The following is a 23970-nucleotide window of genomic DNA, read 5'->3' on the forward strand; positions in this document are numbered from 1 at the left end:
TTCTGTTCGTAAACTTCCGCCAAAGAACTTAAGATTTATTTTCTGTTTGGAAAAAAAGGAAAACGTTGTCTTTCCATGTTGACGTGTTTGAGAAGATTTGAATGGAAAAAGGAGAAGAGTTATTAAAAATTTATGGGGATTGTACAGAAAAGATGGAATCTTCTTTTAGAAGAATTCTCACCAAAGTTTAGATTGCTAGATAGAGTTCCGTTATCCCCGATCTCTTTTTTTGTTTATATTTTTCTTACTTTCTCGGTATTTTGTTATTTGTTTTGTTATTTGTACGACATCAGGAAATTCGTGCTTTGACAAAAGATTCTTTTCTGATTTTACATACTTTCCTGTTCTATCAAAATTTCTATTGTCTTTTATAAAAAGAAATTCGTATGTTAACTACTAAATTAAACGTCATTTATTTGATGGATGGCTTTTGCAACAAATTGAAATTAATTTCTTTATTAACTAAGCGTTTATCAGGAGAACGACTCGTTGCGAGTTTTAAAACCACATTAGCTTGTATGATAGGTACTTTTGTAGGAGAAATGTTTCGTATAGCAATCCCACAATGGATTTTGATTACTATCGTTGTAGTTATGGCCACCAATATTCGAATTGGCGGAACAATAATAAAGTCGTATTTTAGACTGTTAGGAACAATTATAGGCGCGTTCTTGGCGGCCGCAGCTTTATTTTTTATAGGAAATCATCCCGATGTAATTCGACTTTTATTGATTTTTCTAATAGGGATTTTTGCCTATTTAGCTTCCAGTCCAACAGACATGGCTCAATTCGGATTATTAGGCGCTACGACTATGGTTATGATACTAGACGCACAAGAACCGACATTGAAAACAGCCGTTGATCGAACTTTAGAAATTTTTCTTGGGGTTTTAATTGCTATTGTTGTTAGTCGATTTGTTCTACCTCAACACGCAAAAAAACTCCTTCGCGCAAGCATTACTCATACCTTACAGAAATTTCAGACACTTTTCGAATTTTTTATTACTAATGAACCAACTTCTGATTCTTTAAAAGAACAAGAGAAAATAGAAAATAATATGATTGGTGATATTTTAAAACAGAGTGTTTTACTACAAGAAGCCATAAACGAAGACCCTCGAGTGAAAAAGAAACGCTTTATCTACCAATCTATTTTTTTGCTTGAAAGAAAGTTACTGCGGAGCATTTATATGCTTCGACAAACTATTCTTTCAGAGCCGGAACAAATTCGAGACTTTGCTAGAAATAAAGAACTTACCGAACTTCTTCATCGAAAAATACTAGATTTGTTTAGTCTTTTGAATTCTTTATCGTCAAGACAAACGATTGTGATCTCTTTTCCGCCTAAAAAGGAAATCTATGATGTAATTGATAAAGTAGTGCGATTTTTCTTCCAGTCTAGAGGGACAACCATAAACATTTACGCTTTTGAATTTTGCTTGGAACACCTAGTAGGTGTACTGTATAAGTTGGGAAAATGGATACATAAACTCAATGAATTTCCTAAGAAGAGACTATAAATTCCAATTGGACAAACTTCTCTGTACAAAAGGATCCTATTTAATAGGCGAAGAAAGATATTCGATTGATTTAATCGCGAATCAAATCAAACTTTTTTTATTCTCTCTAAAAGAGAACTATCTTTCTGTAAAAATAAAAGAGAAAAAATTCGTTTTCACAATTTCGATTTCACAATTTCGATACCCTACCGAGGGAGGGACTCGAACCCTCATGGTATTTTTTACCACCGGATTTTGAGTCCGGCGCGTCTGTCCTGTTCCGCCACCTCGGCTTTACAAAAGATATACTCATCACTCTCTCAATTCTTAATTAAGTTGAAAAATTCAGATCGCGTTCGGTCGTCTTGATAAAAAGCACCAAGCATCAGAACAGTTGTCATATCAGAGTTTTGTTTTTTTACTCCTCGCATCATCATACACAGATGTTTTGCTTCGATAACAACCCCAACGCCTTTAGCATTGGTGACTGTAGCAATAGATTCTGCGATCTGTCTGGTAAGATTTTCCTGAACTTGAAAACGTTTAGAATACATATCTACAATACGAGCAACTTTCGACAATCCGATAATTTTACCGTCCGGCAAATAGGCTATGTGACACTTTCCAATGAAAGGGAGAAAATGGTGCTCGCATAGCGAATAAAATTCAATATTTCTAACAACAATAATTTCACTTACATCAGATTGAAAAATAGAATTTTTGACGATCTCATGCAGTTTTTCTTGATAGCCTGATGTGAGATATTCTAAAGTTTTTAGGAAACGACGAGGGGTTTCTTTCAATCCTTCTCGAAAAATATCTTCTCCTAAATGGGTTAGAATAGCTTCAATGTGTTTTTCTATTGCGTTATTCATTTTGCGTTATTCATTGCTTGATTTCTGGTTCGATCATTAAAAAATTAAAAAAGGTCTTTTCGATTTCCAGTTTATCCTGCCAGTTTATCCTGGAGGCCATTTCATTTTTCGACCCCCAAGTAAGTGGAGATGTATGTGATCTACAATTTGTCCTCCATCATAATTGCAATTGAATACAAGTCGATACCCAAAATTTGCAATGTCTTTATTCCGAGCTATCTGAACTGATGTTGTTACCATATGGCCTATGAGTTTTTTGTCTTCGTGAGACAAATCATTAATTGTAACAATATGACGACGAGGAATAATAAGAACATGAATAGGGGCTTGAGGTTCGATATCGTGAAATGCCACTATTTGGTTGTCTTCGTAAATTAATTTACCACGTTCACTTCTAGAAATTTTGCAGAAAATACATTTCATATTTGTTGATCCTAATTCGAAGACGCAGAAGCAGTGGTATCACTGCGCAATTCAATACTTTTTAAAGTAAGCGATAATGGTATCAGTAAGATGAAGACAATAGAAATGGTTCGAAAACCACTTAAAAAACCAAGTAGGCTTGCTTGTTGTTGTAAAACAACACCAAGATGTTCAATTCTCAATGGATTTAAAAAAGACAATTGGTGTACATTATTAGTCCATTGGCGAAAATTAGAATTATAAATAGTGATTTGACTTGATAAAGTATTCCAATTGATTTGTGTGGTACGACTAACAAGGGTGCTTATGAGGGAAATACCTACAGAAGTTCCTAACATTCGGGAATAACTGTATAAACCGGCGCCTTCTGTAATGTCCTTTTTAGGTAGAGTAGCCAGAGAATAAGTAGTAAGTGGAATCATCAGAAACCCCATGCCAAAACCAAGAAAAGAGTTGTTTACTAAAAATTCCTGCATTGACGAATTTAAATTGATGTGTGTGAACCGGAGAATTCCGTAGGCACAAGATAACATTCCTGTAGTTAAAATAATTTTAATATTGATACGTTTCATCAACTGTGGAACGAATATCATAGCAACGGTGCTGAAAATTCCTAAAGGTGCCATTGTCCATCCGGCAATTAAAGCCGAATAACTAAACAGACGTTCTAATAAAATCGGTTCTAAAGTGATAAAGCTAAATAGCGCTCCTGAAAACAGAGACAGTACGAGACATGAAACTCTGAAGTTAGAATCCCTAAAGATAGTTAATTTAATTACAGGAGTAGGATGAGTGAGACTTCGTATAATGAAATAGATTATGCAAAAAGCGGCGACGCAAGAAAGTGCCAAAATTGTGTTGGAATTTAACCAACCGCTTTCGTTTCCTTTATCGAGAAAGATTTGTAACGCGCCGCCCCCAATTATCATCAGAGTCAGTCCGAGCCAATCGATACGTTGGTGGTAACGTTCTGTTTCACGAATTACAAATAAAGTCAACACAAATCCCAACAGACATACCGGGAGATTAATATAGAAAATCCACCTCCAGTTTGCATGTTCAGTAATAAAACCACCTATAGTGGGACCGAATATCGGTGCAGCCATAATTCCAATTCCCCAGATCGCCATTGCTTTTCCTTGTTCTTCCAGAGGAAACGTTTCTCGTAAAATTGATTGAGATAATGGAATAAGAGACGATCCGAATAGACCTTGAAAAATTCGGAAAATTACCATCTCCAATAGAGATTGCGAAATTCCGCATAAAATAGATGCTATCATAAATCCTGTAATATTTGTCAAAAGCAATTGTTTTTGTCCAATACGACTACTAAAAAATCCCGTTAAAGGTAACATAACGGCCGAAGAGACCACATACGAAGTCAATACCCAGGTAATTTGATTTTGATTTGCTCCAAGAGAGGGCATCATATGAGGTAACGCGACATTGACGATAGTAGAATCCAGAACTTCCAATATGGCAACCATCATAATAGTAAGAATGGTAATCCATCTTTGAGTATGGGGATTGTCATCTTTTGGTAGTACGGAGAGGTGATTCATAGCTATTGAGCCGTATCAATAGTGACGGTACTGCTTGCGCCCAAGCGAAAAGGACAAGTTGGATTGCGTTCTACGATAACAACTTTTATAGGAAACCGTTGAATTGCTTTGACCCAATTACCACTAGCATTTTCTGATGGCAATAAAGAAAAACTCGTTTCGCTGCTTACACTAATGCTCTCAACACGTCCAAGAAACACCTGGCCTGGATACATATCAATTGTAATAGTAGCTGACTGTCCTGGATGAATATTTGCGATCTGTGTCTCTTTAAAATTAGCTGTAGCCCACCATGTTTGGTCTTCGATTAAAGCGAATAAAGATTGATAAGCACTGATATTATCGCCTTGACGTAAGCTAAAATGAGCTACGAATCCGTCGACCGGCGCTACAACGTGTGTATATGTCAAATCGAGCTGTGATTTTTCTAGAGTCGCTTTTGCTAGTTGTAATTGAGCATTGTTTCCACCAATTTGTCCACGTTCTTTAAGCAAAACTTGTAATCTATCCTGCGCTGCTACCAGTGCAATTTTAGCTATATCTAAATTTCTGACGATAAGGCAACTGTCGGTACAAGAAAAAAATTGCTTTTCCATCAAATCCAACCCTCTCCGAATAAGAAGACAAGCACGAGCGAGTTCGGCTTTTTTTTGAGATACCAAATCTCTTGCTGATTGTATGGCTGCATCAGCGGCTCGAATTTTCTGTTTGGTCTCATTGAGCTGCGCATTGGCCTTAATAAGATCGATAGTAAAAGGAGTTGGATCAATATCAAAAAGCGGTTGTCCTTTCCGAACATGCTGATGATCGTGAACATACACTTTAACAACTGCTCCGCTAATTTGAGGAGAAATATCGATTACGTTTGTTTGAACATACGCATCGTCTGTACTGGGATAACGATTTTTGTGTTTCCAGTAGAAAAAACCGATAAAGAACAGCGCAGTAATACCCAAAAGAGGCAAGACAATTTTCGAAATTTTACTCATAAGACCCAAAATATTCTAACACAGGAGAGGGGCTGTGGTAAGTAAGAAATTTCTAATAAACAAACCAAGATATTTTTGGAATTAGTGTATGGAAGAATCTTATTGTGGTATGGTAAAATCCTTTTTAAAGTATGAGATATTTGCAATCGATAGGAATCGACATTTGGCGTTTTCGTACACCTGATTCATACGGATACTTTCGTTACGATTTGTTTGATCACCAAAACCGGCAAGCAGGAATTCTGTTGGCCGATGCGATATTGCGAAATAAAATAGAAGCCCAATTGGTAGAGAAAATTGCGAGAGCTACAAGAAAACAAATTAGGGGCGGATTTCGATTTGGTTGTTTCGAATCTTCTAATGAATTCGGGAAATGCGCAATTTTTTTGGGTTCTCAAGTGTCGGAGTTTTTTATGTGTACTTTGAAAAAATCGACAACAATAATTAGAAGCTATTCTCCGGCGGATCTGTTGCGAAACGGAAAACTGAAAGTTCAAATATGGAACGATCTGAAAGTAGCTATACAATTGATGAATGCATAAAGTGCTCTAGGCATAAAGAGCTCCAGATAGTGTCGTTAACTCAGGAAAGATGAGGTCTTCGGTCTCTTCTCGGAACTGTTCCGCTTTCGCTAGGCGAAATAAACTGGATCTGAACAAATTACAAGTTCTCGATTTTTTTGTGCTGTAATTTTAATTTTTTTAGAGTTCTTCGCGTTGTTTCTAAGAAAACACGTTCTTGCTCCACAATTTCCCTAGGAGCCCTGTTCGTATAATTAGGATTATCCAGCTTTTTTAGAGAGCCTAGTTCCTTTCTTTCGAGACTGGCGATTTCTCTTTCTATTCGGGAAAGTTCATTGCTTTTATGAACTAATCCCGATAGAGGCAGATGAATTTCAAGATTGCCTACAACACTACTAATACTGAGAGGTAGTGATCTGTCAGCATCGATCCATAGCCATTGCATAACTTTTCCCAGAGGTTTTATATATTGTTCCGCTGCTTGCAAACGTTTTTTTTCGTTTTTTTGCCCTTTACTAAAAATAATTGTAACAGTTTTAGAAGGAGCAATATTCATCTCAGATCGCAATGTTCGAATGGCAGTAATGACATTTTTGATCCATTCGATTTCTGTATCTATTTTATCATCAAAATAAAATCCATTAAATTTTGGGTAAGATCCGACCATAATGCTGTCGACTTTTCCCCCTATGAGGGGGGCTATCATATGCCAAATTTCTTCTGTAACAAAAGGCATAATTGGATGTAGAAGTTGCAATAAAATTTTCAATACTTCAAGAAGAGTCATCCGAGTACCGAGTTTTTGAGAAGATTGGATATGTTCATTGTAGAGAAGGCATTTGGCACATTCCACATACCAATCGCAATATTCGTTCCAGAAAAACTCGTATAAAATTCTAGCAAGTATATCGAAGTGGTAGCAATCTAAAGCTTTTCTGGTTTCTTTTATAACTTGTTGCAAACGACTGCGAATCCAACGATCAAAAATACTGTGCGTCAAAGGATTTTTAGAATTCAAATCTTTCTCTTCTGTATTTAGAATAACAAAACGAGCTGCGTTCCAAATTTTATTGCAAAAATTGCGACAACCCGTAACACGATTCATATCGAAATTGATACTACGCCCGGTACTCGTCGCTAAAGTACAAAAAGAAAATCGTAAAGCGTCTGCGCCATAACCGGAAATACCTTGCGGAAACTCTTTACGTGTCATTTTTTCAATTTCTTGAGTCGACTTTGGTTGCAATAACGTATGAGTTCTTTTCGTAATGAGGTTTTCTAAAGAAATTCCATCAATAATGTCAATCGGATCAATAATGTTTCCTTTTGATTTTGACATTTTTCTTCCTCGACTGTCGCAGATCAGTCCGTGAATATAAACTTCACGAAAGGGAATTTTCCCAGTAAGTTTTAACCCCATCATTACCATTCTGGCAACCCAGAAAAAAATAATATCAAACCCAGTAACTAGGATTTGCGTAGGGTAAAAATTTTTGTAAAATTTTGTCTTTTTAGGCCAACCCAGACTGGCAAATGGCCATAAACTTGCCGAAAACCAGGTATCAAGTACATCAGTTTCTTGTTCCAACTTCGTTGCAGTTTCCAAACAATATCTTTTTCGAATGTCTTCTTGCGAAGAGCCAATGTAGTGTTTTCCTTCTTCATCGTACCAAACAGGTATTCTATGACCCCACCACAGTTGTCGACTGATGCACCAATCATGAACACCGGTCAACCATTGTAAATAGGTTTTTTCCCAAATACTTGGAATAAATTTTAACGATCCCGATTGGACCACTGTCATAGCTGATTTCGAAATCGATTCCATTTTTAAAAACCATTGATTTGTTAACAATGGTTCGATAATGACTCCAGAGCGTTCCCCTTTAGGAACAGAAATACGATAGGATTCGGTCTTATCGAGCAACTGACGCTCTCTAAGAGCAATCACTATTTTTTCTCGAGCATCAAAACGGTCTAATCCTCGATAAGGAAGAGGCGCGTTCTTGTTCAATCGTCCTGCAGAAGTAAGAATATTGATTAAAGGCAATTGGTGACGTTGTCCTATTTCATAATCGTTGAAATCGTGTGCAGGTGTAATTTTTACACTGCCTGTTCCAAATTTTGGATCTACAGAACTGTCTGAAATGATAGGAATAACGCGATTGGTCAACGGCAGATGCACTGATTTACCAATGTATTTTTTATGAATTATGTCGTTAGGGTGAACAGCAATGGCTACATCACCAAATAGTGTCTCAGGCCGAGTAGTAGCAACTGTGAGATATTCAATGCCATCTGTCAAAGGGTATCGGATGTACCACAGCAATCCATCAATTTCTTCTGTAACTACTTCGAGATCAGATACGGCAGTCTTTAAAACAGGATCCCAATTGACAAGTCGTTTCCCTCGATATATGAGGCCTTCACGATAGAGTCGAATAAAAGCCTCAATAGTGGATCGAGAAAAACCTGTGTCCATACTGAAACGTTCTCGCGACCAATCTATACAAACACCTAATCGACGCATTTGACAAACAATCTTATTAGCAGAACGATTGCGCCATTTCCATACTTGATCAATAAAAGATTTTCTCCCCAAATCATTTCGAGTAAGTCCTTCTCGAGCAAGATTTTGTTCCACTACCATTTGAGTAGCGATACTTGCATGATCTGTCCCCCCCTGCCAAAGAACTCGATCCCCTTGCATCTTGTGGTAACGAACCAGAATATCCATAAGAGTCTGCTGAAAACTATGTCCCATATGAAGAATTCCTGTTACATTAGGTGGAGGCAACACGATGCAATAAGGGGTTCCAGATCCAAAAGGACGATTTAATTGATTTTTTTCCCAATAATCTGTCCATTTTTTTTCAATGAGTTTTGGATCGTAAGTTTTTTTCATACTGTACTGTTTTTTATGTTTTATTCGTGATGTGAACGTTTTCTCTTCTCGTTAAAGAGAAGACTTCTGTTATTCAATCATAAAAGATATAGTTTGTCAGCGATTTATTATCTTCGTTTATTTGCAAGGAGATTTTCGACTCTCTTTTTTTTGATTACAACACACTGATTTTTTAGACAGTATTATGGTTATTGTATGCTGTCGAAATTTTTATTTTTACTTTAGGGAAGAGAAAGATTTGATGTTGAGGTTTTTCACGAGAAATTGTTTTAATAATTTTCGACAGAAATCCGTTCTCAAAACGCACTGCGAAAGACATTTTACTTTATTATGTTGTGTTGGTTATGTTGGGTTATAAAGAAGTTGATATCGTTATAAAAATAAAATTCACAAGATGATGGATGTTTTTCGTAGAAATCGAAACAAAAACTTAATCTAAAGGATAATTTGTCCAAAATTACTTGTGAACTCTAGTGGAAATGCTCTATTTTTCTGTTTCGGAACGGTAAGTGTGATGAGATTTTTTGTAAAGTGCAGTTTTGGAAGTTTCATTGGAGAATTTGCAAATTATCATAAATGCAAAAATAACCACTAATCAAAGTATTTGTGTCCAATCTCCAGGGGCTACTATTAGGTATTAAGATGATTGGAAAGAATCAAAACCAAAGACAGATACACACTTATTCTTCCATCCCGCTGCTCATTAAAGAATCTCGGTAATCAATTCCATTGAAGATACCGAATTTTTTTTGCTAACGACGAAGCGAAACCGGTGTAGTTTTTAGGAGTCAAAGATTGTAGATGTTCTTTTGCTTCTTGAGGAATGAATAATTTTTCGATAAATTCTTTCAATTGATTTTTGTTAATCGATTTATCTCGAGTGAGTGTTTTCAATTTCTCATAAGCGTTTGGCACTCTATATCGACGCATGACAGTTTGAAGAGCTTCCGATAGTACTTCCCAATGAGAATCGAGATCTTTTTTAATACAGTTCTCGTTGACATTTATTTTTTTCAGCCCCTTAAATAAGGATTTATAAGCGATAAGTGAATAACCGAATACACATCCTAGATTTCGCATGACTGTAGAATCTGTTAAATCTCTTTGCCAACGAGATATTGGAAGTTTGTTGATCATATGATTAGCTAAGGCATTAGCAAGTCCTAAATTGCCTTCGGCATTTTCAAAGTCAATGGGATTTACTTTATGAGGCATTGTTGAGGATCCGAACTCGCTTTCTACAATTTTTTGATGAAAATACCCAAGACTGATATAACCCCACATATCTTGACAAAAATCAGTTAGAATATTGTTGAGACGAACAAGAGATTGCAAAAGTTCGATCAGTCGATCATGAGGCTCAACTTGAGTGGTGTATTCACTAAATTCCAACCCAAGCATCTTCACAAAGCGCTTAGAAAAATTGGGCCAATCAAAATTAGGGTATGATACTCGGTGGGCATTAAAATTACCCACAGCTCCGTTGATTTTAGCCAACAGTTTCATTTTTGTAAAATGTCGATATTGGATGTGGAGGCGTTGTACTGTATTTGCAAATTCTTTACCTAATGTCGTAGGTGAAGCCGGTTGACCGTGTGTACGACTTAGTAAAGAAAGTTCCGCATAATTTGTTGCCATAGTCTGTAAATACAATCCGATTCTTTTGATGATAGGACCCAAGATTCTTTCTTGAGCTGTACTAGTCATAAGAGCATAAGAAAGATTGTTGATGTCTTCTGAAGTGCAACCAAAATGTACGAAATAGATTAAATCCGAAAATTTTTTTTCTTTCCTCATTTGTTGTCGAAGATAATATTCGACCGCTTTGACATCATGATTGGTAATTCTTTCAATTTCTTTAACAGACCTTGCAGATTTTATGTCAAAACTTCTCGAAATTTGCTCTAGTTTTTTGCGATCTAATGCAGTCAACCTCGGAATTTCAGAAAGAGAACGTTCACAAGATAGAAAAAGAATCCATTGTATTTCAATAAAAACACGAATTCTAATGAGACCGTACTCACTAAACACTAGTTGTAAACTTCTCAATTTTTTTCTATATCGTCCGTCAAGAGGGGACAAAGCCGTAAGAAATTCTAATTTCATATCCATTGTTTCTCTATATATATATATATATTGGTTATTTCTTAACAGAACAAGGAATTTTCTCGGTTTCTTGTAGCGTTGGTAATTACCAGCAAAACCCATATATAACATAGAGTCGTTAAAAATCAAGTCGCAATCACTGAATTGATGAAGCGCAAGATTTCTGTTTATTTTGTACAATCAGCTTTTAAATTAGTGGGTTATGGTTACAGATTTTTCTTTCTAAACCTTAGTGAACAAATACGATCATGAAGAACCTTTGCGCAAGCGACGATTTGTCACTGATTTATGTTTTAGAGATACGTTTTGAATTCGTGATTATGAAAAATATGAATCGTCTGTTCAAATAAGTTTAAAACAGCTATTTTTAATAGTTGGCAAAACTAGAGATTTGTAAAACGAGCTGAAGATCTGCTTCAACAAGTAACAAAGTTTGGTATTCTCAAAATTGGAATTGGGAACGATGATCCGGAATTTTATCTAAAATTCAAAAGTGCGAGCGAGCAGGAAATAAGTAAGGTTTTTATCTTACCGTTACTGTTTTAGAGAGAAGGTAAATTGTATTTTTAGACTTATCGAATTTTTAGACTCATTGAGATAAAATATCTCTTGAATTTTTGGTTTTTTAAAAATCTGCAGGGTCTTGCAAGTATATAAGGAAGGTTGTTAGAGATTGGAGAATATTGAACAAACATGAGAATACAAAACTTTTGTTCTTGATTTTACACTTCTGTTCGTCTAAAAAATAGGTAATGATATACATTTTGACATTCTGTACGAAGTTTATTCGTCTAGTTGATGTTGTGACAGGGCTTGTTTGTAAGCCTTGTAAGGCTAGGAAAGACTTTGTAAAACACATTGTAGAGAATGTTGCGTCTGACGTTTCATAAAGGTACAATATTCCACATCTTGAAATCCGTGGTATCGGTGTATTTTTGGGTGTTGTGCTCGGATAAATAAAAATAAAATGAAGAAGTGGGGAAGGAAGATTTGTCTTTAACGTCTAAAGAAACGGGGATGATTATTAAAACATATCAGCGGCATAAGAATGACATCGGATCTTCTGAAGTTCAGATAGCTATTTTGAGTGGAAAAATTTCTAGCCTCGCTGAACATTTTAGAAATCACAAAAAAGACCATCATTCTCGTCGAGGCTTGTTGCGTATAGTTAATCGACGAAGAAAAATACTGGATTATCTGAAAAGGAACGATACAGAACGGTATCAAAAACTCATTAAGCAATTGAAGTTACGATCATAAAATTTGTAGGAACAATCATGACAAAGATTAGTAAGACTTTCCAGTACGGAACACATCGTGTTGTGCTTGAAACGGGAGATGTAGCGCGCCAGTCGATGGGAGCCGCGATGGTGCAAATGGGAGACACTGTCGTCTTAGTAACGGTAGTTGTTCAAAAAGAAGAGGAAAAAAAAAGCGACTTCTTACCGTTGTCTGTCAATTATCAAGAAAGAATTTACGCAGCAGGAAAAATTCCTGGTGGCTATTTTAAACGAGAAGGGCGTCCTACAGAAAAAGAAACTTTAACTTCTCGATTAATCGATCGTTCTGTACGTCCTTTATTTCCCAAAAATTTTTCTGACGAAATTCAAATTGTTGCTACTGTTCTTTCTATGGATCCGGAAGTGCCTGCAGACGTTCCCGCTATTCTAGGAGCTTCAGCCGCTTTAGGTGTATCCGGTGTCCCGTTTAGTGCTCTTTTAGGTGCAGCGCGCGTTGGTTATCAAGGAAAGGAAATTGGATTCCTTCTAAATCCTTCTTTAGAAGGATTAAAGAAATCACAACTTGATCTGACTGTTTCTGGTACAAAAGATGCGATTCTTATGGTTGAACTGGAATCTAAGGAGTTGTCGGAATCCGTTATATTAGAAGCCGTATTGTATGGACACAATGCTATGCAAAAAGCTATTCATGCTATTGATGAATTTGTTGAAGCGTCTATCGTCATTACAAATAACAAATGGGAGTGGCATCCACCTGAACCTAATAGAGAATTGGAAGCCTTAATAACTAAAAAGACAAAATCTTCTCTCCAAGAAGCCTACTGTATTGTAGAGAAAGATGTTCGTAAGAATCGGATTCAAATTATTAGGGATAATCTTTTAACTGACATCACTTCAGAAAAAAATGGAGAAGGGAATTCTATTGCTGTACAGGAAGTGGTGTCTATTTTTCACGATTTGGAACGTAAAGTTGTTCGTGACAGAATTTTGTCGGGTCATCCTCGAATTGACGGACGAGACGCCGAAACCATACGTCCTATTTCTATACGTGTAGGTGTATTGCCTCGTTCTCATGGTTCGGCTTTATTTACTCGAGGAGAAACTCAGGCTTTAGTGGTTGTTACTTTGGGAACCGAGCGAGATGCCCAGATGGTCGATGATTTGGATGGAGACCGTCGTGAAGATTTTATCTTTCACTACAATTTTCCACCTTTTTGTGTCGGAAAAGTTGGTTTTATGAGCGGTCCTAAACGAAGAGAAATTGGGCACGGACGTCTAGCGAAGAGAGCGATCGTTTCGGTAGTTCCTACCAATTTGTCAGAATTTCCTTATGTAATTCGGATAGTTTCCGAGATTCTCGGATCAAACGGTTCGAGTTCTATGGCAAGCGTATGCGGGAGTAGTTTGGCGCTTATGGATGCTGGAGTCCCTGTGAAATCATCTGTTTCAGGTATTTCTATGGGATTAATCAAGGAAGGAGATAAATACAGAATCTTGTCGGACATTCTCGGTGAGGAGGATTATTTGGGTGATATGGATTTTAAAGTAACTGGTACGAGAGATGGTATAACAGCACTGCAAATGGATATTAAAATTAGAGGTATTACTGAAGAAATTATGGAGTGTGTTCTTGAGCAGGCAAGGAAAAATCGTCTCTATGTTCTCGACATAATGGATGCTGCTATTGCTCGACCCCGCTCACAAATTTCTCAATTGGCACCGCGCTATATCACAATGAAGATCAATCCAGAAAAGATTCGTGATGTTATCGGAAAAGGAGGGGTAATGATTCGGGGAATTACTGAAGCAACAAATTGTGCTATCGATATTTCTGACGATGGAAGAATTAAAATCGCTGCGTTTTCTACAGAGGAAGGAGAAGCGGCGAGAAAGCGGATTGAAGAATTAACAGCTGAAGTGGAATTGGGTAAGATGTATGAAGGCCCGGTTGTTAAGATCTTGGATTTTGGAGCAGTAGTTAAGATTTTGCCTAATTATCAAGGACTTGTTCATATATCGCAGATTTCGACCAAATGTGTAGCGAACGTACGGGATTATCTTCAGAAAGGTCAAATAGTGCGTGTTAAAGTCATTGAAATTGATAGACAAGGTCGAGTTCGTCTCAGTATGAAGCAAGTTGATTAATGTTGATTGTTGATTAATGAGGAAGGGGGGAGTTTCTGTCTGAATGAGTTCGCTATACGTTCTCAATTTATTTTCACAAGAACCACAAGAACTAGGAAGTTCAGAGATTTTTCCAAAAACTCTAAAACTGTTGACCTAAATTGTTCCTAACTGTTAGAGATATGATGACTCTGGAAAAATAATTCTAAACATCTTTTGGAAACCTAGAGGTAATCGGATACCGTCGATCTTTATCAAAAGAGCAATCTGTGATGCGAATACCAACAGGTGCTTGGCGTCTCTTGTATTCGTTGCGATTGACCATCTGTACTATTTTATCGACCATCCTGATATCGAAACCACTAACAGCCGCAATAGTATTCGGATCTTGGTTTTTCCCAATGTAATTTTCTAAAATTTCATCCAACACTGGATAAGGTGGTAAGTCATCTTGATCTTTTTGATTAGGAGCAAGTTCTGCAGAAGGCGCTCGGACTAAGACGCGCTCTGGAATGACGGGTGAAATAGCGTTTCGGTATTTGCACAATCGATACACCATGGTTTTATAGACATCTTTTAACACACTGAGACCTCCAGCCATATCGCCGTATAATGTTGTATATCCAACGGATATTTCACTTTTATTTCCAGTTGTCAAGACAATAGAACCCTTTTTATTAGACAAAGCCATTAGCAAGGTACCCCGAATGCGTGCTTGTAGATTTTCTTCAGTAGTATCTCTAAGAAGAGAAGTACTTTTTCCGGAAAGATCTGAAAATTCCGAGGCTAAACTTTGAAGGAACTCTTGAAAAATGGAGGTAATGTCAATCACAGATGTAGAAATCTTTAACGCTTTGGCTTCTGATTGTGCGTCTTCAATACTTATTTTGGAAGTAAATGCAGACGGCATCAGAACTCCGCTCACTCGAGATGGACCAATAGCGTCGACGGCGATGGCTAGTGTTAAAGCTGAATCGATCCCTCCAGAAAGACCTATAATAGCGTCAGGGAAATTGTTTTTATTGATATAATCGCGAATACCCAATACCAAAACATTGTAAATTTTTTCTTCATCCAATAGTGGTTCTGATAACAAAGGATCTTTAGTACATATATCTAATCGGCGTCCGCAATCAATTTCAACAACCATTAACTCTTCTTTGCAATAAGTACATTGCTGAACACAATCTCCATTGTGGTCAAATACCATAGAACCACCATCAAAGACAAGCCCATCTTGTCCTCCAATCAAATTCAAATAAATAATGGGAACATGGTATTTTCGAGTACGTTCTGCCAATAAATTACGTCGTCGAAGTGGTTTGTCTTGAGTGAAAGGAGAAGCATTTATGCAAGCAATCAATTGCGCTCCCGCTTTAACAGTGTCTTTTAAAGGATTTTCTAGCCACAAGTCTTCACAAATCAACAATCCAATTTTGACTCCTTTAATTTCTACAATGCAAAGTTGATTTCCAGAAGAAAAGTAACGTTTTTCATCAAAAACTTGATAATTAGGCAGTGCGTGTTTTTTATAGGTCGCAATTATCTTTTCTTCGGTAATTACAGCTGCTTTGTTGTAGTAATGCTTATCTTGAAAGTCCGGATATCCTACAATGACAACAATATGCTTAACTTCTTTAGAAATACGCCACAGCGCTCGGTGCACACGTCGATAAAGCGCGGGTCGGAAAATCCAATCTTCCGGTGGATAGCTGGTAATAGCTAATTCGGGAAACAATATAATATCAGCTCTGCTTTCACGATAAGCACGATTGGAAGTATCAATAATGAGTTGAGTATTACCTTCAACGTCTCCAACTAGCAAATTAATCTGTGCAGCCACAATAATTAATTTTTTCATGAACTCGTAATTTTATATAATCAGCGCTGCCGCTACTCTTCTTCCTTGGGAATTCAGAGCTGAATAGGTTCGGCAGGCAGCGCCTGTATCCATACATTCAATTCCGATTTTCTGTTGAAGAAGTAATTCAAGTTTTTCCGGATCTAAAAAGGAAAACTTTCTCCCAGTACCAAGAATAATTGTTTCGGGATTCAAAGAAAATATACTGCGAAAATGTCTAATCTTTATATCTTCCAAAGATTTTGGTCCCCAATTTTCAATAAGAACGGAGGGAAAAACAACGACGCTTGAGGTATAGAGCGTTTCATTGATCAAAACCGATTTGGAATCGTAAGATTGGATTCGATAATTTCCAACACCAATATTTTCAGTAAGCAACATAACTTATATTGTTTTTCGATTACAAACCAAAACACTTTGGTATTTTAAGATCTTTCTTATCTATCTTCTATCTAAACTAAAACCGGTTTGATCTGGGTGGATTGAATATAAAGAATCATACCTTTAGATTGAATTTGATCTTCTTTGTAAGTTCGACTAGAATATCACCTTTATTTTACCGATGCAATCTCAGAAGTTTTCTCAGGATTGCTTGACTGAAAGGAAAAAATGGCATGCGGCACTACGAGATCGTGATTTTGATTCATCCTGATCAGAGTAGCCAGGTATCACAGATGATTGAGCGCTATCAAACGATGATATCCGGAGGTAAGGCCAAAATCCACCGTTTAGAAAACTGGGGGCGTCGGCAGCTGGCTTATTCTATTCATAAAGCGCATAAAGCTCACTATCTTTTGATGAATGTTGAGTGTAGCAAAACTGTTCTAGATGATCTGAGAAACGCCTTTCGTTATAATGATGCCGTAATTCGCAGTCTGGTTTTAAAACGCAATCGTGCCATTATTGAGCCTTCTCTTATCGCAAAAAGTCTCGAATTGGGATAATATTCAAAGAGATCAAAGAGAAAAATCGAAATTTGTTGTGGAATCTGCCGAAGCATCACCAAAAGAAATTTAGAGAGGAGTGCATATTTGTTTCGTCGAAAAAAGTTTTGTGTTTTTAAGGCAAAAAGTATTCAAGAGATTGATTATAAAGACGTTGACTTATTAAGAAACTACGTTATGGAATCTGGCCGTATAGTTCCGAGTCGCATCACAGGAACAAGCGCAAAATATCAACGTCAATTATCCCGTGCCATTAAAATAGCTCGTTATTTGGCTTTATTGCCGTATTGTGATACGCATAGGTAAATTCAATCTTTTATTTTTTTCGAGAGATAAGTGTAATTTAGAGTTAAGGTAATTTGAATAATTTAGTTCAAAAACTAGGAGAATACCTACTAGCCGATAACATGTGCGCATCTATGTCTGCGCTAGGTTGTGTGTTATTGGGTTTCGTTTTACCTGTAGGTTTTATCGCTTCCCTAGTTTTAGGATTGATTACGCTCCAAAAAGGCTATAAAGCGAGTTTGTCCGTTTTATCTTTTATACTTTTACCTGCTATTGCCTTAGCGATAACCCAACATTTTGGATTTTTTTACAGATTCGATCTATTGTTGGCTCAATGTGGTTTAATGTTTGTACTAGCTCTGATTCTGCGTCACACTGTTTCCTGGAAACGAGTGTTGGAATCCGCTTCTTTAATAGGAATTTTACTGGTCAGTCTAATTCATCTTGTTTTTCCTAATATTCGGAAAATATGGGTGGAATTAATCAAAGGTTATTTTTTAACTAACGACTGGATGTTGACTTTTCATTTGGATACCAATCATTCTGCAGAAATTATTCGGAGTTTAGCTACTATCGCTACCGGCAGTTTTGTTTTTTTTGTTTTATTTGGAATAATTGTTTTGCTAGTTTTAGCCAGATGGTGGCAAACAGCTCTTTTTTTTCCAGGACGATTTCGATTGGAATTTACAGAGATCCGTATGGATCAAACGAGTGCAATGCTGTTGATCATTGTTACTATTGGTTTGTTTTGGCAATCGAGTTGGCTGGAAGATATTTATCCTACATTGTTACTTCCTTTTATGATAGGAGGCTTGAGTCTTCTTCATCGGTTGGCGATAAATCGGAAGGAGATGCTGTTGTTGATAATAACAATCTATATTGCTCTACTATTGTTGACTTTTTTTACAACTGTCGTTTTAGCTATCGTAGGACTTATGGACAGTTTCTGTAATTTTCGAAAACGTTATGTATTGTTTCAAAATTGAAATAAATAATAAGGATTTAAGTTATGAATACTGTAAAAGTTATTTTGCGAGAAAAAGTAAATGGTTTAGGAAATATTGGCGATCAGGTTCTTGTAAAACCTGGATACGCAAGGAATTTTCTGTTATCGCATGGAAAGGCGGTACTTGCTACAACAGAACATGTTGCAGAATTTGAAAAATATCGTGCAGATCTGGAAAAGCTGCTGACGGAACAAATAGAACGGGCTAAAGTGCGCGCAAAGGAATTAGAAGGGAAAACTTTCCGCATTCTGGCAAAATCTGGAAACGAAGGGAAGCTTTTCGGTTCAGTAGGACCGAGGGAAATTTCTGAAGCGATTGTCAGTCGTGGTTTTTCTATTGAAAAACATGAAATAATACTTCCTGAAGGGCCTATCCGTCAGATTGGAGAATACGAAATTAAAATCCGTCTTCACACTACAATTTCTACTACAGTGGAAATTGTAATATCATCCGATGAATAAAAAAATACTTCTCGAAAGCAAAAAAGTACTTCTTAGAATTAGAATGGAAGCAAAAGAAGGTTAAAAATTTATGCAAGAAACAATCTTCTTGTTTCAATGTAGAGGTGTTACACTACAAAAACTATGTTTCCGCATCAAAAAGATAAAGTTTCCCCTCCTAAAATTCCGCCTCATTCACAAGAAGCAGAACAGTCTGTACTTGGTGCTTTGATGTTGGACGACCGCGCTTGGGATTGCGTTGTAGATCGTATAAGCGCAAAAGACTTTTACCGATCTGATCATCAGAAAATTTTTGAAACAATGTCTTACTTAGTTGAGCACCATAAACCTTTAGATGTATTGACTGTGTCCGAATTCCTTAAGACAAGAGATCAACTGAGTATATCTGGAGCTTCTTATCTTTACGAATTGGCTAAAAACACACCTAGTGCTGCAAACGTTACGGCCTATGCAGATATTGTACGAGAATTGGCGGTTTTGCGAAAATTGATCGAAGTTGGAACAGATATTGTACGAGATGGATTTTATCCCAACGGTCGAGACATGAGAGAATTGTTGGATACGGCCGAACAAAAAGTTTTTAATATCTCTGAAAGTTATTCTCGAGGATTGGGTCCTTTACCAATGAACATTTTGTTATCCAAAGCAACAAATCGTATCGAAACGCTTTATAGGTCCGGTAAAATTCTTACCGGACTGTCTTCGGGATTTGTCGATTTGGATAGATTAACTTCTGGACTACAGCCATCTGATCTGATAGTTATTGCAAGTCGTCCTTCTATGGGAAAAACCATACTAGCAATTAATATTGCTGAACATGTAGCAATAAAATGCAACGTACCTGTACTCATTTTTAGTATGGAAATGCCTGCTGAAGCTTTGGTGATGCGGATGATTTCGTCTTTGGGGGAAATCGACCAACACAAAGTACGTACGGGTCAACTTAAAGACGATGACTGGCCTCGCATTACACACGCTGTAGAAATTCTTTCAGAAACCAAATTTTTTATTGACGACGCTCCCGCTCTCACTCCGGGAGAGATCCGTTCGAGAGCAAGACGTTTGGTACGTGAATACGGAAACTTAGGTTTGATTGCTGTGGATTATCTACAATTGATGCATATTTCAAAAAATAGGGAAAATCGTAATATGGAAATCTCCGAAATCTCTCGATCTTTAAAAGCATTAGCAAAAGAGTTAAATGTCCCCATTATTGCTCTATCTCAACTTAATCGTAGCTTAGAATCTCGAATTGATAAGCGTCCTATGATGCCAGATTTACGAGAATCGGGTGCAATTGAACAAGATGCTGATCTAATTGCTTTTATTTATCGTGATGAGGTTTATCACGAAGATTCTCCTGACAAAGGGAAAGCGGAAATTATTGTTGCGAAACATCGGCATGGTCCTATTGGGAAAATAGTACTTACATTCCGTGGACAATATACTCGTTTTGATAATTTTTCTTGCGAGAATATACCGACGGCGATTACGCGTTGAAAGTACACGTAATGCATCAAACATTTGCCACTATTGATTTGCAGAGACTTAAATACAATTTTTCTCGGATCAAAGAGATTGCTCCTAATTCTGCTGTTCTGGCTATGATCAAAAGTAATGGCTACGGTCACGGATTGATTCGAGTTGCTAAAACACTCGAACGTGCAAACGCGTTTGGAGTTTCTTGCATCGACGAAGCATTAATTTTAAGAAGCAACGGAATTTCGACACCAATTGTAGTAATGCGTGGATTTAGCGACAAAATGGAATTGAATGAATTCATTCAGAATGATCTAATGGCGGTGATTCATCATTCTTATCAAGTGGATCTTTTGAGAGAAAATAAAACTTTTTCAACTCTGCAGATTTGGCTAAAGATTGATACTGGAATGCATCGATTAGGTTTTTCTCCAAAGAACTTAAAATCTGTCTACGATCGTCTATCTTCTTGTCTGTCTATACAAAAACCCATTGGATTAATGACGCATTTAGCCGACGCTGATAACGAAGATCGATCTTTTACTGAATGGCAAATCAATCGATTTATTAAAATCACTGAAAATCAGCATGTTCCTAAAAGTATAGTAAATTCAGCAGGTTTATTGAATTATCCTATCGCTTTTTTTGATTGGGTCCGTCCTGGAATTATGTTATATGGAGTATCCCCTTTCTCTTGGGAAACTGGTGTTGAACGAAACTTAAAGCCCGTAATGACTCTATCCGCTAAGATAATATCAATTAAAAATTGCCGTCCTGGGGATGTAGTAGGCTACGGATGTTCTTGGCGTTTCTCAGAGAATACGCTTATTGGAATTGTCAGTATTGGCTATGGTGATGGATATTTACGTCGTATACCCAGTGGTACTCCAACTCTACTACATGGAAAAACATGTCCACTACTCGGTCGAGTGTCTATGGATATGATAGCCATTGATTTGAATCGAGAACCAAACGCCAAAATTGGCGACGAAGTGATTTTGTGGGGAAGCAATTTGCCTATTGAACACATAGCCAAACAAGCAGGTACTACCGGATACGAATTATTGTGTCGGATAAATCAACGAGTTCAATTTAGGGAAAAACGATGAGGTTTTCAGAGAGGTTTTCAGAATCAAAAAAAATTAAATTGAAGTGCCGTCGCGGTATTTTGGAATTGGACATTATTCTAAATCGGTTTTATAAAAAGAAATTTCAAAATTTGAGTGCTGAAGAAAAAAAATTGTTCAATCAACTTCTTGATGAGTCTGATTCCTTGCTTTACGATTGGTTGCTTGGTTGCAAAACTTCTTTGAATTCTCGATTACAAAGTCTGATTGAGAAAATAACTGACCTCGCTATAGAAAAGTTTTCAAATTGATTCTTTCTTTTTGGAAACACCAAATTTTTTATGATCGAGGGAAATTCAAAAAGAAGTAGGAAAATTTTGTATCTTCCTTATCTCGTACAGATAATTTACAGAGTTTCGGTTGCTACTAAGTAAAATACGATGTCCGGAAATACATTTGGGAAACTGTTTACTGTAACTACCGCCGGAGAAAGTCATGGTCCGGTATTAGCGGCAATCATCGACGGCTGTCCACCTAGGCTTTCTTTGAGTGAAAAAGACATTCAATCGGATGTTAATCGACGCAGGACTGGACAATCTTTATTTACTTCGCAGCGTAGAGAATTCGATAGAATTAAAATATTGTCAGGAGTTTTTAGAGGGAAAACTACAGGAACCCCTATCACATTATTGGTTCAAAATAATGATCAACGCTTACGGGACTATTCTAAAATAGAAACATTGTTTCGCCCTGGTCACGGTGACTATACTTATTTTAAAAAATATGGATTGAGAGACTATCGAGGAGGAGGAAGAGCTTCTGCTCGAGAAACCGTTATGCGGGTTGCTGCTGGCGCTGTTGCTAAAAAATATTTGCGAGAAACGTTGCGAATCGATATTCAAGGATATGTTTTTGCTGTAGGTCCTATTCGAGCAGAAAAAATTAATTTGTCCGTTGTGGAAAATAATCCTTTTTTCTTTCCTGATGAAAATAAAATTTCGAAACTTAAGCGGTTTATTACGGAATTGCGACGACAAGGAAATTCAATTGGTGCACAAGTTAACGTGATTGCAAGAGGAGTTCCTGTAGGGTTGGGAGATCCTGTATTCGATAAATTAGACGCTGACATTGCTTCTGCTATGATGGGAATTAACGCCGTTAAAGGAGTGGAGATTGGAGATGGATTCTCGGTGATCGAACAGACAGGATTAATTCATCGTGATGAAATGCGAAAAGAAGGTTTTTTATCTAATCATTCTGGAGGGATATTGGCCGGAATTTCTTCGGGTCAAGATATTCTTGTAAGTCTTTCTTTCAAACCGACACCCAGTATTCGAATTTTGGGAAGAACTCTCGATACCAAAGAACAAGAAACGACTGTGATTACTACAGGTCGTCACGATCCTTGCGTAGGACTTCGTGCTACGCCTGTTGCTGAAGCCATGCTGGCTTTAGTGTTAATGGATCATTATTTACGCCATAAGGCCCAAAACTTATGAGATATTGTTTGAGACAGATAGAAAAATCGTTGTGTATAACATCGCTATAGTAGGAGCAACTGGTATAGTTGGCGAAACAATCTTTCAACTTCTTCTTGAGAGACAATTCCCCGCTAGGAAAATTTATCTAGTCGCAAGCAAACGTTCGGAAGGAAAAAAAATACTGCTTGGTGGGAAACAAAAAAAGATTTACAATTTGGAAGAATTCGATTTTTCTACGATCCATTTCGCTTTTTTTGCAGCTGGGGAAGAGTGTTCGTCCCGACACGCACCACGTGCTGCAGAGACAGGATGTGTTGTAATCGATAATACTTCCTGTTTTCGCTATGAAAACGACGTTCCGTTGGTAGTTCCGGAAGTAAATCTGTCTGCCTTGACGAATTATCGTAACCGTAACATTATTGCCAATCCAAATTGTTCTACTATCCAGCTGGTGGTAGCTATAAAACCTATATACGACATTGTAGAAATTGCGCGTATAAATGTTGTTACGTATCAATCTGTTTCGGGAGCAGGTCGAAAAGCTATTCGGGAATTAGAGGAACAAACCGTTTGTTTATTAAACGGTAAACCTATAGGAAAGTTAACTGTTTTTCCCTTACAAATTGCTTTCAATGTATTGCCCCATATTGATGTTTTTTGTGACAATGGATATACGAGAGAAGAAATGAAAATGGTTTGGGAAACACACAAAATTATGGGCAATCGCAGTTTACAAATTAATCCGACAGCCGTTCGAGTTCCATTATTTTTTGGTCATTCCGAAGCTGTTTACATCGAAACTTGCCGTCCCATTAGCCTGGAAAAGGTAAGAGAATGCCTAAAGCGGGCTTCAGGGATTGTAGTGATAGACGAAAATAATTCCTATCCGACCGCCGCTAGTCATGCTAAAAATACCGATGCAGTTTTTATTGGAAGGATTCGAAAAGATATTTTCTGTTCAAATGGAATAAATTTATGGGTAGTAGCCAATAATGTCCGGAAGGGTGCTGCGCTCAATTCTGTTCAAATAGCGGAAGCATTAATTAACGAAAACTTTTTCTGACTGGTGTTTTGCGAATAAGAACGGACAGTTCAAAAAATATTTTGTCTCTATTGAGAGAGTATTTTTAACATCCAATT

Annotated in this window: 21 protein-coding genes and 1 tRNA gene; 13 read left to right on the forward strand and 9 right to left on the reverse strand. The window is 37.1% G+C overall.

Going from position 1 to position 23970, the window contains the following annotated elements; translation table 11 throughout:
- Positions 1 to 386 precede the first annotated feature (386 nt).
- A complete protein-coding gene (locus tag EGQ50_RS02120; protein ID WP_246168931.1) occupies positions 387 to 1520 on the forward strand; it encodes an FUSC family protein in 1134 nt (377 codons plus the stop codon).
- A gap of 186 nt (positions 1521 to 1706) precedes the next feature.
- Here the strand turns inward: EGQ50_RS02120 and EGQ50_RS02125 are convergent.
- From EGQ50_RS02125 to EGQ50_RS02145, 5 genes are all read right to left on the reverse strand, one after another.
- A tRNA-Leu gene (locus EGQ50_RS02125) sits at positions 1707 to 1792 on the reverse strand.
- A gap of 27 nt (positions 1793 to 1819) precedes the next feature.
- Positions 1820 to 2374 (reverse strand): GTP cyclohydrolase I FolE, encoded by a 555-nt coding sequence (folE, locus tag EGQ50_RS02130; RefSeq protein ID WP_159748140.1) that lies wholly within the window; start codon positions 2372 to 2374, stop codon positions 1820 to 1822.
- Positions 2375 to 2458: 84 nt separating this feature from the next.
- Positions 2459 to 2797 (reverse strand): histidine triad nucleotide-binding protein, encoded by a 339-nt coding sequence (locus tag EGQ50_RS02135; protein ID WP_159748142.1) that lies wholly within the window; start codon positions 2795 to 2797, stop codon positions 2459 to 2461.
- 11 nt (positions 2798 to 2808) lie between these two features.
- Positions 2809 to 4359, reverse strand: coding sequence for a DHA2 family efflux MFS transporter permease subunit (locus EGQ50_RS02140; protein ID WP_159748144.1), 1551 nt, complete (start codon positions 4357 to 4359; stop codon positions 2809 to 2811).
- A 2-nt stretch (positions 4360 to 4361) separates the two neighbouring features.
- On the reverse strand, positions 4362 to 5348 hold the full coding sequence (locus EGQ50_RS02145) for an HlyD family secretion protein (RefSeq protein ID WP_159748146.1): 987 nt from the start codon (positions 5346 to 5348) through the stop codon (positions 4362 to 4364).
- 131 nt (positions 5349 to 5479) lie between these two features.
- Here EGQ50_RS02145 and EGQ50_RS02150 point away from each other — a divergent pair, with 131 nt between their 5' ends.
- Entirely contained in the window at positions 5480 to 5890 is a 411-nt protein-coding gene (locus tag EGQ50_RS02150; protein ID WP_159748148.1) for a uracil-DNA glycosylase family protein, read from the forward strand.
- 118 nt (positions 5891 to 6008) lie between these two features.
- On the opposite strand, the gene EGQ50_RS02155 is transcribed toward EGQ50_RS02150, so the two are convergent.
- Together EGQ50_RS02155 and purB are read right to left on the reverse strand one after the other, a co-directional pair.
- Entirely contained in the window at positions 6009 to 8774 is a 2766-nt protein-coding gene (locus EGQ50_RS02155; RefSeq protein WP_159748150.1) for a valine--tRNA ligase, read from the reverse strand.
- 720 nt (positions 8775 to 9494) lie between these two features.
- Entirely contained in the window at positions 9495 to 10880 is a 1386-nt protein-coding gene (gene purB / locus EGQ50_RS02160) for an adenylosuccinate lyase (protein WP_159748152.1), read from the reverse strand.
- 990 nt (positions 10881 to 11870) lie between these two features.
- On the opposite strand from purB, the gene rpsO reads away from it, so the two are divergent.
- Positions 11871 to 12140 (forward strand): 30S ribosomal protein S15, encoded by a 270-nt coding sequence (rpsO, locus tag EGQ50_RS02165; RefSeq protein WP_159748154.1) that lies wholly within the window; start codon positions 11871 to 11873, stop codon positions 12138 to 12140.
- A gap of 17 nt (positions 12141 to 12157) precedes the next feature.
- Positions 12158 to 14266: a polyribonucleotide nucleotidyltransferase gene (gene pnp, locus EGQ50_RS02170; protein WP_159748156.1), complete on the forward strand. Its 2109-nt coding sequence runs from the start codon at positions 12158 to 12160 to the stop codon at positions 14264 to 14266.
- A 184-nt stretch (positions 14267 to 14450) separates the two neighbouring features.
- Here the strand turns inward: pnp and EGQ50_RS02175 are convergent, their stop codons facing one another.
- Together EGQ50_RS02175 and EGQ50_RS02180 are read right to left on the reverse strand one after the other, a co-directional pair.
- Complete coding sequence (locus EGQ50_RS02175) at positions 14451 to 16106, reverse strand: NAD+ synthase (protein ID WP_159748158.1); 1656 nt, start codon at positions 16104 to 16106, stop codon at positions 14451 to 14453.
- Between the two features lie 12 nt (positions 16107 to 16118).
- Positions 16119 to 16487: an Mth938-like domain-containing protein gene (locus EGQ50_RS02180; RefSeq protein WP_159748160.1), complete on the reverse strand. Its 369-nt coding sequence runs from the start codon at positions 16485 to 16487 to the stop codon at positions 16119 to 16121.
- A 233-nt stretch (positions 16488 to 16720) separates the two neighbouring features.
- On the opposite strand from EGQ50_RS02180, the gene rpsF reads away from it, so the two are divergent.
- The 9 genes from rpsF to EGQ50_RS02225 all read left to right on the forward strand — a co-directional run bounded on the left by rpsF (position 16721) and on the right by EGQ50_RS02225 (position 23893).
- Entirely contained in the window at positions 16721 to 17050 is a 330-nt protein-coding gene (rpsF, locus tag EGQ50_RS02185) for a 30S ribosomal protein S6 (protein ID WP_159748162.1), read from the forward strand.
- 87 nt (positions 17051 to 17137) lie between these two features.
- On the forward strand, positions 17138 to 17356 hold the full coding sequence (gene rpsR, locus EGQ50_RS02190; RefSeq protein WP_159748164.1) for a 30S ribosomal protein S18: 219 nt from the start codon (positions 17138 to 17140) through the stop codon (positions 17354 to 17356).
- 53 nt (positions 17357 to 17409) lie between these two features.
- Positions 17410 to 18321 carry a hypothetical protein gene (locus EGQ50_RS02195; protein ID WP_246168933.1) on the forward strand — a complete coding sequence of 304 codons (912 nt, stop codon included), beginning with the start codon at positions 17410 to 17412 and terminating at the stop codon, positions 18319 to 18321.
- 23 nt (positions 18322 to 18344) lie between these two features.
- Positions 18345 to 18803 carry a 50S ribosomal protein L9 gene (gene rplI, locus EGQ50_RS02200; RefSeq protein ID WP_159748166.1) on the forward strand — a complete coding sequence of 153 codons (459 nt, stop codon included), beginning with the start codon at positions 18345 to 18347 and terminating at the stop codon, positions 18801 to 18803.
- Positions 18804 to 18926: 123 nt separating this feature from the next.
- Positions 18927 to 20303 carry a replicative DNA helicase gene (dnaB, locus tag EGQ50_RS02205; RefSeq protein WP_159748168.1) on the forward strand — a complete coding sequence of 459 codons (1377 nt, stop codon included), beginning with the start codon at positions 18927 to 18929 and terminating at the stop codon, positions 20301 to 20303.
- 11 nt (positions 20304 to 20314) lie between these two features.
- Entirely contained in the window at positions 20315 to 21391 is a 1077-nt protein-coding gene (alr, locus tag EGQ50_RS02210) for an alanine racemase (RefSeq protein WP_159748170.1), read from the forward strand.
- Positions 21388 to 21660 (forward strand): FAD assembly factor SdhE, encoded by a 273-nt coding sequence (locus tag EGQ50_RS02215; protein WP_159748172.1) that lies wholly within the window; start codon positions 21388 to 21390, stop codon positions 21658 to 21660. The genes alr and EGQ50_RS02215 overlap by 4 nt, the downstream gene beginning before the upstream one ends.
- 129 nt (positions 21661 to 21789) lie before the next feature.
- Positions 21790 to 22848, forward strand: a complete 1059-nt coding sequence (gene aroC / locus EGQ50_RS02220; protein WP_159748174.1) for a chorismate synthase — start codon at positions 21790 to 21792, stop codon at positions 22846 to 22848.
- Positions 22849 to 22879: 31 nt separating this feature from the next.
- Positions 22880 to 23893, forward strand: coding sequence for an aspartate-semialdehyde dehydrogenase (locus EGQ50_RS02225; protein WP_246168934.1), 1014 nt, complete (start codon positions 22880 to 22882; stop codon positions 23891 to 23893).
- The last annotated feature ends 77 nt before the right edge of the window (positions 23894 to 23970 follow it).

This window comes from Coxiella endosymbiont of Amblyomma sculptum (assembly GCF_009883795.1).
Classification (GTDB): Bacteria; Pseudomonadota; Gammaproteobacteria; order Coxiellales; family Coxiellaceae; genus Coxiella.